Consider the following 12,590-nt stretch of genomic DNA (forward strand, 5'->3'; position numbering starts at 1 on the left):
TACTGATGCACAAGCTAATCGCATCACATTTCAGGAGTCATCATGGCCCGCCTCGCTGCATTTGATATGGACGGCACGCTGTTAATGCCGGATCACCGTCTGGGAGAGAAAACGCTGAGTGCCCTGAAGCGCCTGCGCGAGCGAGATGTCACTCTGACATTTGCCACCGGCCGACATGTTCTGGAGATGCGCCATTTACTGGGCGCGTTTTCTCTTGATGCTTTTCTGATCACCGGAAACGGAACGCGCATTCACACCGTCGAAGGGGAGGTACTGCACCGTCAGGATCTTAACCCGGAAGTGGCGGATATCGTCCTGCACAGCACCTGGGACACACAGGCCAGTGTCCACGTTTTTAACGATCAAGGCTGGTTTACCGGAAGCGAAATCCCCGAGTTACTGCATGCGCATGTCTATAGCGGTTTTAAATATCAGCTTATCGATCTGCGCCGGATCCCCGCCCACGCGGTGACCAAGATCTGCTTCTGTGGCGATCACGACGATCTGCGACGCCTGCGCATCCAGTTAAATGAGGCGCTCGGCAACCGGGCGCATCTGACCTTCTCGGCGGTAGATTGTCTGGAAGTATTACCCGTGGGCTGTAACAAAGGTTCCGCCCTGGCGGTACTGAGCGACCATCTGGGCTTAACGCTGCAGGATTGTATGGCATTTGGCGACGCCATGAATGACCGAGAGATGCTGGGCAGCGTGGGGCGCGGCTTGATTATGGGGAATGCGATGCCGCAGCTGATTGCCGAGCTTCCTCATCTGCCCGTTATCGGACACTGCGGTAACGAAGCGGTGTCCCATTTTTTGACTCATTGGCTGGACAACAACAACCTCCCTTATTCCCCCGAATAGCGAGCGCCTTCCAGCAAGCCAGACGTCGGTCTGGCTTTTTTTTATTTCAGCAGCTGTGCAATCTGCACTTTCCACGGCGTGATGTCGCCGATGTTAGCCTGTACCCATTCTGCATTGTAGTAGGTCTCAAGGTAGCGCTCGCCGCTGTCGCACAGCAGCGTGACGATGGAGCCGGTACGCCCTTCCTCACGCATGCGTGCCGCCAGCTGCAGTGCGCCCCACATATTGGTGCCTGTCGATGCCCCGACTTTGCGGCCAAGCTGGGTTTCCAGCCAGTGTGCGGTTGCCACGCTGGCGGCATCCGGCACGCGCAGCATTTCATCCACTACATCTGGGATGAATGACGGTTCCACGCGCGGGCGGCCAATTCCTTCAATTTTACTGCCTGACGGGCTGCGAAGATCGGCATCGCGGCTCTGCCAGTAGTCGAGGAACACCGAGTTTTGCGGGTCAACCACCATCAGTTGGGTATCGTAGCCCTGACAGCGAATGTAGCGTCCTATGGTGGCTGAGGTGCCACCGGTACCGGCGCTCATCACAATGTACGACGGCACGGGGTGCGGCTCGTGGGTCATCTGGCGGAAAATACTGTCAGCGATGTTGTTATTGCCGCGCCAGTCCGTTGCGCGTTCGGCGAAGGTAAACTGGTCCATATAGTGACCGTTGAGCTCACGGGCCAGCATTTCAGAGGCGGCGTAGATTTCGCAGGCACTCTCAACGAAGTGGCAGCGACCGCCGTAAAATTCGATCTGCTCGATTTTGCGTTTTGCAGTGCAGGAGGGCATCACCGCGATAAACGGCAGGCCCAGCAGGCGGGCAAAATAGGCTTCGGACACGGCGGTTGAACCGGACGAGGATTCAATAATGGGAGTGCCTTCTTTGATCCAGCCGTTACATAAACCGTATAAAAACAGTGAGCGCGCCAGGCGATGCTTCAGGCTGCCGGTCGGATGGGTGCTTTCATCCTTAAGATAGAGCTGAATACCGTCAAATCCCGGCAGGGAAAGGCGGATCAGGTGGGTATCCGCCGAACGCTGGTAGTCGGCATTGATTTCGCTGATGGCATGTTTAACCCAGGTGCTATTCATCGTAATTATCCGTTTGTCATTTTGTGCCCAGCATAGCGAAAAGCACAGAAAAAATTGTTGCTATCTGGCCTTTAAAATAGAATGAAGGGAGAAAAATTTTCTCTGTGAGGTGGGTATGCTAGATAAAATTGACCGTAAGCTCCTTTCCTTGCTGCAAAGTGACTGTACCCTCTCTTTGCAGGCGCTGGCAGATGCCGTTAATCTGACCACCACACCGTGCTGGAAGCGCCTTAAGAAGCTCGAAGATGATGGCATTTTGCTGGGGCGCGTCGCGCTGCTCGATCCCGAAAAACTGGGGCTTGGGTTGACGGCATTTGTGCTGATTAAAACCCAGCACCACAGCAGCGAGTGGTATTGCCGCTTTGTTACTCAGGTCTCTGAGATGCCCGAGGTGCTCGGTTTCTGGCGAATGGCCGGCGAGTACGATTACCTGATGCGCGTCCAGGTGGCAGACATGAAGCGCTATGATGACTTCTACAAGCGGCTGGTGAACAGCGTCCCGGGCTTATCAGACGTCACCTCAAGCTTCGCCATGGAACAGATTAAGTACACTACAGCCTTACCCATTGAATAACTTCGTAAAAAACCTTCAGGAACAAACCGCGTGCGATTATTTGCCCAATTAAGCTGGTACTTTCGTCGGGAGTGGCAACGCTACCTCGGTGCAGTGGCCCTGCTTATTATCATTGCCATTCTGCAGCTGATCCCGCCGAAAGTGGTTGGGTACGTCGTGGATGGTGTCACCGAACAGCATTACACCACCGCACGGGTGTTGATGTGGGTCGGCACGCTGGTGCTGACGGCCGTCATTGTTTATCTCCTGCGCTACGTCTGGCGCGTGCTGCTGTTTGGTGCGTCCTATCAGTTGGCCGTTGAGCTGCGTGAAGATTTTTACCGCCAGCTGAGCCGACAGCATCCCGAATTTTATCTGCGCCATCGCACCGGGGACCTCATCGCCCGTGCCACGAACGATGTTGATCGCGTGGTCTTCGCCGCCGGAGAAGGGGTATTAACGCTGGTGGATTCGCTGGTGATGGGCTGTGCGGTATTGATTGTCATGTCCACGCAGATCAGCTGGCAGTTGACCCTTCTGGCGCTGCTGCCGATGCCGCTGATGGCATTGGCGATCAATCGCTACGGCGAACAGCTGCACGAGCGCTTCAAACTGGCGCAGGCGGCATTTTCGTCTCTGAACGATCGCACCCAGGAGAGCATGACCAGCATTCGCATGATCAAAGCCTTTGGTCTGGAGGACCGGCAGTCCGCGCTGTTTGCCGCCGATGCGGCAGACACGGGGGCGAAGAACATGCGCGTCGCGCGCATTGACGCCCGTTTTGACCCGACAATCTATGTTGCGATTGGCATGGCCAACCTGCTGGCTATCGGAGGCGGTAGCTGGATGGTGGTACAGGGGACGTTAACCCTGGGACAATTGACCAGTTTTGCGATGTATCTCGGGCTGATGATCTGGCCGATGCTGGCTTTAGCCTGGATGTTCAACATTGTGGAGCGGGGCAGCGCCGCCTACAGCCGCATTCGCGCCATGCTGGCCGAAGCGCCGGTGGTGACTGACGGCAGCGAAGCGGTCCCGGAAGGGCGTGGCGTAATGAAGGTCGACGTCCGTCAATTTGTCTATCCGCAGACGGCGCATCCGGTACTGGAGAACGTCAGCTTTACGCTTCAGCCCGGCCAGATGTTGGGTATTTGTGGTCCGACGGGGGCCGGAAAAAGTACCGTCCTCTCTCTGCTCCAGCGCCACTTTGACGTCACCGAAGGGGATATTCGTTTCCATGATATCCCCCTGAAGAACCTGCTGCTGGATGAGTGGCGTGGCCGCCTGGCGGTGGTCAGCCAGACGCCGTTTTTATTTTCGGACACCGTGGCGAATAACATTGCCCTCGGATGCCCTGCGGCGACGCAGGAGGAGATCGAGCATGTGGCGCGTTTAGCCAGCGTGCATGATGATATTTTGCGTCTGCCGCAGGGGTACGAAACGGAAGTCGGGGAGCGTGGCGTCATGCTGTCCGGCGGGCAGAAACAGCGTATTTCGATTGCCCGTGCGCTGCTGCTGAATGCCGAAATCCTGATCCTGGATGATGCGCTCTCCGCTGTGGATGGCCGTACCGAGCACCAGATCCTGCATAACCTGCGTCAGTGGGGCGACGGTCGCACGGTGATTATCAGCGCTCACCGTTTGTCGGCGCTGACCGAAGCCAGCGAAATTCTGGTATTGCAGCACGGGCACATTGCCCAGCGCGGGCAGCATGAAAATCTTGTTGAGCAACCGGGCTGGTATCGCGATATGTATCGCTATCAACAGCTTGAAGCGGCGCTTGACGATGCCCCCGAACAGAATGAGGAGGCCGCTAATGCGTAAGCTCGGAACGATGTGGCCGACGCTCAAACGTCTGCTGGCCTACGGCTCGCCGTGGCGTAAACCGCTGTCCGTGGCCGTGCTTTTACTCTGGATAGCGGCGATTGCAGAAGTGAGCGGGCCGCTGCTCATCAGTTACTTTATCGACAATATGGTCGCCAAAAGCTACCTGCCCCTGGGGCTGGTGGCGGGTTTAGGCGTCGCTTACGTTGGGTTACAGCTGACGGCAGCAGGGCTGCACTATGCGCAGTCGCTGCTGTTTAACCGCGCAGCCGTCGGTGTCGTTCAGCAGTTGCGTACGGATGTAATGGACGCCGCGCTTCGCCAGCCGCTCAGCGAGTTTGATATTCAGCCGGTCGGGCAGGTTATCTCCCGGGTAACCAACGATACCGAGGTGATCCGCGATCTGTACGTCACCGTGGTGGCGACGGTGCTCCGCAGCGCGGCGCTGATTGGTGCGATGCTGGTGGCAATGTTCAGTCTCGACTGGCGCATGGCGCTGGTGGCGATCACGATCTTCCCGGCGGTGCTGATCGTCATGGTCATCTACCAGCGCTACAGCACGCCAATCGTGCGTCGTGTACGAGCCTATCTGGCCGACATCAACGATGGCTTCAACGAAGTCATCAACGGCATGAGCGTTATCCAGCAGTTCCGCCAGCAGGCGCGCTTTGGTGAACGGATGGGCGAAGCCAGCCGCTCGCACTATATGGCACGCATGCAGACGCTGCGGCTTGACGGTTTTCTGCTGCGTCCGCTGCTGAGCCTTTTCTCTGCGCTGGTGCTTTGCGGTCTCCTGATGCTGTTTGGGCTGAGCGCTAACGGTACGATTGAAGTGGGGGTGCTGTACGCCTTTATTAGCTATCTGGGGCGCCTTAACGAACCGCTGATCGAGCTCACCACCCAGCAGTCTATGCTGCAACAGGCTGTGGTCGCCGGTGAGCGTGTGTTCGAGCTGATGGACCGGCCGCGACAGGCCTACGGCAACGATGAGCGGCCTTTGCAAAGCGGTGCCATTGATTTTGATAATGTCTCGTTTGCCTATCGCGAAGACCGGCTGGTGTTGCAGGATATCTCACTTGATGTTCCGTCGCGTGGTTTCGTGGCGCTGGTGGGCCATACGGGAAGCGGTAAGAGCACCCTCGCCAGCCTGTTAATGGGTTACTACCCGGTTACGCACGGTGAAATCCGGATCGACGGACGTCCGCTCGCGTCTCTTAGCCACAACGTGTTGCGTAAAGGCGTCGCGATGGTGCAGCAGGATCCGGTCGTCCTGGCCGATACCTTCTATGCGAACGTGACCCTGGGGCGGGACTACACGCAGGAGCAGGTCTGGGAGGTACTGGAAAAAGTGCAGCTGGCGGATCTGGCGCGCGGGTTTAGTGAGGGGATCAATACTAAGCTGGGCGAGCAGGGGAACAATCTCTCCGTCGGGCAAAAACAGCTCCTCGCCCTGGCGCGGGTGCTGATTGAAACGCCGCAGGTTCTGATTCTGGATGAAGCGACAGCCAGTATTGACTCCGGTACCGAGCAGGCCATCCAGCAGGCGCTGTCGGCCGTGCGTGACCATACGACGCTGGTGGTGATTGCCCACCGTCTTTCCACCATCGTTGATGCCGATACCATTCTGGTGCTACATCGCGGCCAGGCCGTTGAACGGGGTACGCACCGTGAACTGCTGGAAGCCAAGGGACGTTACTGGCAGATGTATCAGCTTCAGCTGGCAGGCGAAGAGCTGGCGGCAAGCGTGCGTGAGGAAGAATCGCTGAGCGCCTGATGCACCAAAATGCGGCGACGCGCTAACAGTCATTCCTGTTGGTGCAAAACGGAAACGCACCCTGCACCGGCATGGTGCGTTTTTTTTCACCGGTTCGTTTATCAAGGCCGTGTAGCGCTCTTTGCACCGCAGTTCCTTCTGGTTTTCATTTCTGGCACACCCCTTGCAATACCTTCTGCGTAAGCTGCGGCCATTACCGAATTCTGACTGGAGGGGATCTATGAAGCTGGTTACGGTTGTAATCAAACCATTCAAACTCGAAGACGTGCGTGAAGCGTTGTCTTCCATGGGTATTCAGGGACTGACTGTCACCGAAGTGAAAGGCTTTGGTCGTCAGAAGGGTCATGCCGAGCTTTACCGCGGGGCGGAATACAGCGTTAACTTTCTGCCAAAAGTAAAAATTGATGTCGCGATTGCTGACGATCAGCTTGATGAAGTCATTGATGTCATTAGCAAAGCGGCCTACACAGGCAAAATTGGCGACGGCAAAATTTTCGTTGCCGAACTGCAGCGCGTCATTCGCATTCGTACCGGCGAATCTGACGAAGCGGCACTGTAAGTAACTCCTGGCACACAGTGATAGGGATCGAGAAAATGAAGATAGCAACACTTAAAACGGGTCTGGGTTCGCTGGCACTGCTGCCGGGCCTCGCGCTGGCTGCCCCTGCGGTGGCAGATAAAGCCGATAACGCCTTTATGATGATCAGCACCGCGCTGGTGCTGTTCATGTCAATTCCGGGGATTGCCCTGTTCTACGGCGGTCTGATCCGTGGCAAAAACGTTCTCTCCATGCTGACCCAGGTAGCCGTGACCTTCGCACTGGTCTGCGTGCTGTGGGTAGTTTACGGTTACTCTCTGGCCTTTGGCACCGGCAACGCCTTCTTCGGTAACTTTGACTGGGTGATGCTGAAAAATATTGAGCTGACCGCGCTGATGGGCAGTTTCTACCAGTATATTCACGTTGCGTTCCAGGGCTCGTTCGCCTGCATCACCGTCGGGCTGATTGTAGGCGCACTGGCCGAGCGTATACGTTTCTCTGCCGTTCTGATCTTTGTGGTGGTCTGGCTGACGCTCTCCTATGTGCCGATTGCGCACATGGTCTGGGGCGGCGGTCTGCTGGCAACGCACGGCGCGCTGGACTTCGCGGGCGGTACCGTCGTACATATCAACGCCGCGGTAGCGGGTCTGGTTGGCGCATACCTGATCGGTAAACGCGTGGGCTTCGGTAAAGAAGCGTTCAAACCGCACAACCTGCCGATGGTCTTTACCGGTACCGCGATCCTCTACTTTGGCTGGTTTGGCTTCAACGCCGGGTCTGCAAGCGCAGCAAACGAAATCGCCGCGCTGGCCTTCGTGAACACCGTCGTGGCCACAGCCGGTGCGATCCTCTCCTGGGTCTTCGGTGAGTGGGCGGTGCGCGGTAAACCTTCCCTGCTGGGTGCCTGTTCTGGCGCAATCGCGGGCCTGGTCGGTATCACGCCTGCCTGTGGTTATGTGGGTGTCGGTGGTGCGCTGCTGGTAGGTTTGGTTGCAGGTCTTGCAGGTCTGTGGGGCGTAACGGCACTGAAACGCGTGCTGCGCGTTGATGACCCTTGCGATGTATTTGGGGTGCACGGTGTGTGCGGCATCGTCGGCTGTATCATGACCGGTATCTTCGCCGCGAAATCGCTGGGTGGCGTGGGCTATGCAGAAGGTGTCACTATGGTTCATCAGGTACTGGTGCAGCTGGAAAGTATTGCTATCACCGTGGTGTGGTCTGCCGTTGTCGCTTTTATTGGCTACAAGCTGGCGGACATGACTGTGGGTCTGCGCGTACCGGAAGAGCAGGAGCGCGAAGGTCTGGATGTGAACAGCCACGGTGAGAATGCGTATAACGCATAACCAACAGCAAAACGGCAATCTCGATTGCCGTTTTTAATGTTTATTCCCTCTCCCTGTGGGAGAGGGCCAGGGTGAGGGCATCAGGCCGCACGTTATTAACCGCGATTACGCATTACCCCTTCCTGCACCGTTGAAGCGACCAGCACGCCGTCCTGCGTATAAAACTCTCCACGCACAAACCCGCGAGCGCTCGATGCCGACGTACTCTCCACGCTGTAAAGCAGCCACTCATTCATGTTGAAGGGACGGTGGAACCACATGGAGTGGTCGATGGTCGCGACCTGCATCCCTTTTTCGAGGAACCCGACGCCGTGCGGCTGCAGTGCCACCGGCAGAAAGTTAAAATCTGACGCATACCCGAGCAGATACTGATGCACGCGGAAATCTTCCGGCACGGTACCGTTGGCGCGGATCCAGACCTGGCGCTTCGGCTCGGCGGTGTGACCCTTCATCGGGTTATGGAACTCGACGGGGCGGATCTCCAGCGGTTTATCGCACAGAAATTTCTCTTTGACCTGTGGCGGAAGCAGATGCGCCAGCGCACGGGCGATATCGGTCTCTGATTTGAGCGTGTCTGGCGACGGTGCCGGCGGCATCGTTTTCTGATGCTCGTATCCCGGTTCCGGTGCCTGGAACGAGGCGGTCATATAGAAGATGGGCTTACCGTTCTGAATGGCCGCCACGCGGCGGGCACTGAAACTATTACCGTCACGCAGAACTTCAACATCATACACAATCGGTTTTGCGCTATCGCCAGGGCGTAAGAAATAGCTGTGGAACGAATGCACCAGACGGTCTGCCGGGACGGTCTCCTTTGCCGCGTACAGCGCTTGTCCAACGACTTGCCCACCGAAGACCTGGCGCAAGCCTAAATCTTCACTCTGTCCGCGAAAGAGTCCTTCCTCAATTTTTTCCAGATTCAGTAATGTCAGCAGATTGTTCAGTGCCTGACTCATAGTTGTCCTCAATAAACGCCGTAGCGAAAGATAGGCAGAGTATAACGCAGAAATGTAAGTGGTCCGATGGGTAGAATAATCTTAATATCGGCACGTTTTCAGGCATTAATCGGTGATCTGTGCCACACTTGAATATGTTATGTGATTGAAACGACATCGGATGGGATCGATCCCGCTGGTGCATTGATGATAAGGAGACTTCAATGAAACTCGTGCCTATGCTAAGTGGTGTAGCTATTGCGGTGGCGTTGTCCGCCTGTGCCGGTAAGAGCGCCCAGGTGCCGGTACCTGCAGCCGATCCGAACGGGATTAATACCCTTTCACAGCAATCCATTCAGCAGCCTAATGTTTCCGGTACCATCTGGATCAAACAGAGAGTCGCTTTGCCGCCGGATGCGGTATTAACGGTTACGCTGTCTGATGCTTCCTTGGCCGACGCGCCGTCGAAAGTCCTGGCTCAGCGTGCGGTTCGCACTGAAGGTAAGCAGGCGCCATTTAGCTTCGTGCTGCCATATAACCCGTCAGACGTACAGCCGAATGCCCGTATCCTGCTGAGTGCCGCGGTAACGATCAACGATAAGCTGGTCTTTATTACCGATACGGTTCAGGAAGCCATTAACCACGGTGGGACTAAAGTCGACCTGAATCTGGTTCCCGTACAGCAAACCGCAGTGCCGGTTGCTCCACAGACCAATCAGCCGTCCCTTCCAACCCCACCGACCCAGATGTAATTGTTGCTATCACCCTCTCCTTCGGGGGAGGGGTTAGTACACCCAGCGGTACTTTTGCAAATCTATCTGTCCCGATCCCGATACCTGCACACCCTCTGACAGTAATGCCTGGCGCTGACGCTGGAGATCCGGTCCGGTCAGCGAGATGGCACCATGACGATTCACCACGCGATGCCAGGGCAGCGTGCTTCCTTCCGGCAGCCGTTTAAGAACGCCGCCTACCTGTCGCGCCGCGCGCGGTGAACCGGCCAGCTGTGCGACATCACCATAGGTTGTGACGTAGCCTTCCGGGATTGAGGCCACAATTTGCCATACGCGCTGGGGAAAGGAGTCGTGTTCGTCCATACCTGCACCTGTGGGGATCATCTGGACAGCCATGGTAAACGAAGATTGCCCTGATTGCTGCGCCTGTTTGCGCAATAAACCAGCATCCGGTTCCGGGTCGCTTGCAATTGGGTCTTCGCACAGGGATAATGCGCCAGCGCGTTGGTTATCAACGCTCTCAATGGGGGCTCTGTTGGTTCTCCCGCAACGCTACTCTGTTCACCAGGTCAGGTCCGGAAGGAAGCAGCCAGGGCAGACGACGTGGGTGCCGGGATGTAGCTGGCAGGGCCCCCACCCATTTACGGCCTCGTACAAACCTTCCTGCGTTACCTCTCTCTGTAGTCATTATTCCACAATACTATAACGCCTATATGCTGTAATATATATTTCATCGTGCTGAAATATTATCGTCATAAACCTGTAATAATAGACTGGCATTTTATAATTGGACGTCTATTTAACACCAAAATTCAAAAAAATATAAATCTGGATAACAGTGTTAACTTCGTGTATTACATAAAGTACTTATTCCGAAGGGAAGTGACAAACATGGCTACTGCGGTTTTAAATGTTAAAATTGACGACGCGCTAAAAGAAAGGCTTCGCCACTATGCGGAAGTGAATAACGAGAATTTAAGCGTGACCACAGAGAAACTGCTGCTGCTGGCGTTTGAAGCAGTAGAAGAGGCGGGAGTATCGGAAGAAGATATTGATAATCAGCATACGGAAGAAGAGAGTGTTTCTCCTTTTACTCCTAAAGAAATCAAAGCACTACGTAAACTTCTGAAGAAGAGAAAATGAAACAACAACTGTCAACTGCCAGTGACTACAACGAGGCCTGCGATCTCTTGCGCTCAGGCTATGTGAAGCATGTACGTCTTGGCTGGAATGTTGGAAGCGATGAGTTCTTTCGTATTGCGTCTGACTGGTGTGATACCGGTGCAAAAATAAAGAAAGACGGTGATAACTTCGTTATTTCGCTGAAAGGTTTCCCTATTCCTCCGCAACATTAATTGTTGTCCAGTGAAAACTGCTGACTGCATATATTACAGTCAGCAGTTTTTATTTTATGATCCCCTTCAAATTTTTTATTCTTAAACCAGACTGCGTTTGATGGCCGGCTCATTTGAATGTAATGCACGCCATAAGGGTTTAATCCGCAGTAACGCCGCTTCCATTTCCGCTGGCTCCAGCGAGAAGGGCATGCGCAAAAAGCGGTCAAACGCCCCCGATAAGCCAAACCGTGTGCCCGTTCCCAGGTTAATCCCGATGATTTCTGCCCGCGCGGCAAGCTGTGTCGCCAGCATGCCGGGAAGTTCGATCCAGTAAGAAAGTCCGCCTTCCGCCTCATGGAATCGCCACTCGGGAAAATGTTCACGCAGCAGTTCACTGCATCGATCGCGCCGTTCCGCAAGCATCTTGCGGCGAGCGGGCAGAAAACGTTCGCTATTGTTGATAAGCCACAGCGTCGCCAGTTGCTCCAGCAGCGGCGAGCCCAGATCAAGCGTATCCCGCGTCTGGGCGAGGGTGGCGATGGTACGTGAAGAGGCGTGGATCCAGCCGAGACGCAGCCCGCCCCAGAAGCTTTTTCCGGCGGAGCCTAATGTCATGACGGTTGCCTCCCGGTTAAATGATGCCAGCGGTGGCGGTGGGGGCGAGTCAAACCAGAGATCGACCATCGTTTCATCTACAACCAGCGTCGTGCGGGTTTGTGCGGCAATATCGGCGATCGCCTGACGGGTGGCGATATCCATACAACGCCCGGTTGGGTTGTGAAAATCAGGCATCAGGTAAGCCAGGCGCGGTGCAGTCTGGGCAAGCGTGGCGGCAAAACCATCCGTGTCCCAGCCTGTATCCGGCAGCGACACCCCAACGGGCCGGCACTGCGCCCCCTGAATGGCGGCAATCGCCAGCGGATAGGTAGGATGATCGACCACGACGCGATCTCCCGGCCCGGTTAACATCCGCAATATCAGCGCAAAACCGCTGACGGCACCGTTGACCACCATGACTTCGTCTGCGCGGGTGGGAAGACCCCGTTCGGTATAGCGTGCCGCTATAGCTTCCCGAAGCGCAGGCAGCCCAAGCTGGTCGTAGCCCGTCAGCGAGAGGTGCTGGGTAATAGCCGTCAGCGCGTGGGTATAAGCCTGGTGGATCTCTGGCCCGGCATTGAGGGCGGCAGTGGAGAGATCCAGTGCGGCACTCGCCGCTGAAAGGGTAGGAACGGCGCGCGTATCCGGGAGGATCACGCGCGACCCGCTGCCGTGGCGGCTTTCAAGATATCCCTCCTCGCGCAGATGGGCGAGGGCGCTGCTGACGGTGGTCCGGCTCACGTCCAGCGCCGTAGCCAGCTCACGCTCACCCGGCAGTCGCGTATTTAATGCCAGTCGGCCATCAAGGATTAACAGACGCAACGCGTCAGCCAGCTGGCGCCAGAGCGGGGTGCGGGATGAAGCTTGCTGCCAGTGGCCTAAAAGGCGTACCAGAGACTGACTTCCAAAGCGGCGTGATGACATATGCAGTCCACTATTTGAAAACTGGACATTAATCATAGTGCCATTTTAGGTCAGGATGAAAGCCTGGTTATCGGGAGAAGAT

At 56.0% G+C, this 12,590-nt stretch carries 13 protein-coding genes and 1 other RNA gene; 10 read left to right on the top strand and 4 right to left on the bottom strand.

Annotated elements, in window-relative coordinates:
• Positions 1-42 precede the first annotated feature (42 nt).
• Positions 43-861, top strand: coding sequence for an HMP-PP phosphatase (gene cof, locus BFV64_RS05005; RefSeq protein ID WP_014882783.1), 819 nt, complete (start codon positions 43-45; stop codon positions 859-861).
• A gap of 41 nt (positions 862-902) precedes the next feature.
• Here the strand turns inward: cof and BFV64_RS05010 are convergent, their stop codons facing one another.
• Positions 903-1,949 (bottom strand): PLP-dependent cysteine synthase family protein, encoded by a 1,047-nt coding sequence (locus tag BFV64_RS05010; protein ID WP_045134719.1) that lies wholly within the window; start codon positions 1,947-1,949, stop codon positions 903-905.
• A 115-nt stretch (positions 1,950-2,064) separates the two neighbouring features.
• Here BFV64_RS05010 and BFV64_RS05015 point away from each other — a divergent pair, with 115 nt between their 5' ends.
• From BFV64_RS05015 to amtB, 5 genes are all read left to right on the top strand, one after another.
• Positions 2,065-2,523 carry an Lrp/AsnC family transcriptional regulator gene (locus BFV64_RS05015; RefSeq protein ID WP_008503307.1) on the top strand — a complete coding sequence of 153 codons (459 nt, stop codon included), beginning with the start codon at positions 2,065-2,067 and terminating at the stop codon, positions 2,521-2,523.
• A gap of 30 nt (positions 2,524-2,553) precedes the next feature.
• Positions 2,554-4,326, top strand: a complete 1,773-nt coding sequence (locus tag BFV64_RS05020; RefSeq protein WP_045134720.1) for a SmdA family multidrug ABC transporter permease/ATP-binding protein — start codon at positions 2,554-2,556, stop codon at positions 4,324-4,326.
• On the top strand, positions 4,319-6,100 hold the full coding sequence (locus BFV64_RS05025) for a SmdB family multidrug efflux ABC transporter permease/ATP-binding protein (RefSeq protein ID WP_014882786.1): 1,782 nt from the start codon (positions 4,319-4,321) through the stop codon (positions 6,098-6,100). The genes BFV64_RS05020 and BFV64_RS05025 overlap by 8 nt, the downstream gene beginning before the upstream one ends.
• Positions 6,101-6,320: 220 nt before the next feature.
• On the top strand, positions 6,321-6,659 hold the full coding sequence (gene glnK, locus BFV64_RS05030) for a P-II family nitrogen regulator (RefSeq protein WP_008503304.1): 339 nt from the start codon (positions 6,321-6,323) through the stop codon (positions 6,657-6,659).
• Positions 6,660-6,694: 35 nt separating this feature from the next.
• Positions 6,695-7,981 (top strand): ammonium transporter AmtB, encoded by a 1,287-nt coding sequence (amtB, locus tag BFV64_RS05035; RefSeq protein WP_014882787.1) that lies wholly within the window; start codon positions 6,695-6,697, stop codon positions 7,979-7,981.
• Between the two features lie 95 nt (positions 7,982-8,076).
• On the opposite strand, the gene tesB is transcribed toward amtB, so the two are convergent.
• Complete coding sequence (tesB, locus tag BFV64_RS05040; protein ID WP_014882788.1) at positions 8,077-8,937, bottom strand: acyl-CoA thioesterase II; 861 nt, start codon at positions 8,935-8,937, stop codon at positions 8,077-8,079.
• A 203-nt stretch (positions 8,938-9,140) separates the two neighbouring features.
• Between tesB and BFV64_RS05045 the strand changes: the two genes are divergently transcribed.
• Entirely contained in the window at positions 9,141-9,668 is a 528-nt protein-coding gene (locus tag BFV64_RS05045; protein WP_045281686.1) for a YbaY family lipoprotein, read from the top strand.
• Between the two features lie 33 nt (positions 9,669-9,701).
• Here BFV64_RS05045 and BFV64_RS05050 read toward each other — a convergent pair whose 3' ends face one another.
• On the bottom strand, positions 9,702-10,013 hold the full coding sequence (locus BFV64_RS05050) for an MGMT family protein (protein ID WP_014882790.1): 312 nt from the start codon (positions 10,011-10,013) through the stop codon (positions 9,702-9,704).
• Positions 10,014-10,183: 170 nt separating this feature from the next.
• On the opposite strand from BFV64_RS05050, the gene ffs reads away from it, so the two are divergent.
• The 3 genes from ffs to BFV64_RS05065 all read left to right on the top strand — a co-directional run bounded on the left by ffs (position 10,184) and on the right by BFV64_RS05065 (position 11,005).
• Positions 10,184-10,280, top strand: an RNA gene (ffs, locus tag BFV64_RS05055) — signal recognition particle sRNA small type.
• A 261-nt stretch (positions 10,281-10,541) separates the two neighbouring features.
• Complete coding sequence (locus BFV64_RS05060; protein WP_023310587.1) at positions 10,542-10,793, top strand: hypothetical protein; 252 nt, start codon at positions 10,542-10,544, stop codon at positions 10,791-10,793.
• Complete coding sequence (locus BFV64_RS05065) at positions 10,790-11,005, top strand: hypothetical protein (RefSeq protein ID WP_023310588.1); 216 nt, start codon at positions 10,790-10,792, stop codon at positions 11,003-11,005. The genes BFV64_RS05060 and BFV64_RS05065 overlap by 4 nt, the downstream gene beginning before the upstream one ends.
• Positions 11,006-11,086: 81 nt before the next feature.
• Here BFV64_RS05065 and yczR read toward each other — a convergent pair whose 3' ends face one another.
• Complete coding sequence (yczR, locus tag BFV64_RS05070; RefSeq protein WP_059372400.1) at positions 11,087-12,508, bottom strand: MocR-like transcription factor YczR; 1,422 nt, start codon at positions 12,506-12,508, stop codon at positions 11,087-11,089.
• Positions 12,509-12,590 lie beyond the last annotated feature (82 nt).

The sequence above is a fragment of the Enterobacter kobei genome (genome assembly GCF_001729765.1).
GTDB classification, from domain to species: domain Bacteria; phylum Pseudomonadota; class Gammaproteobacteria; order Enterobacterales; family Enterobacteriaceae; genus Enterobacter; species Enterobacter kobei.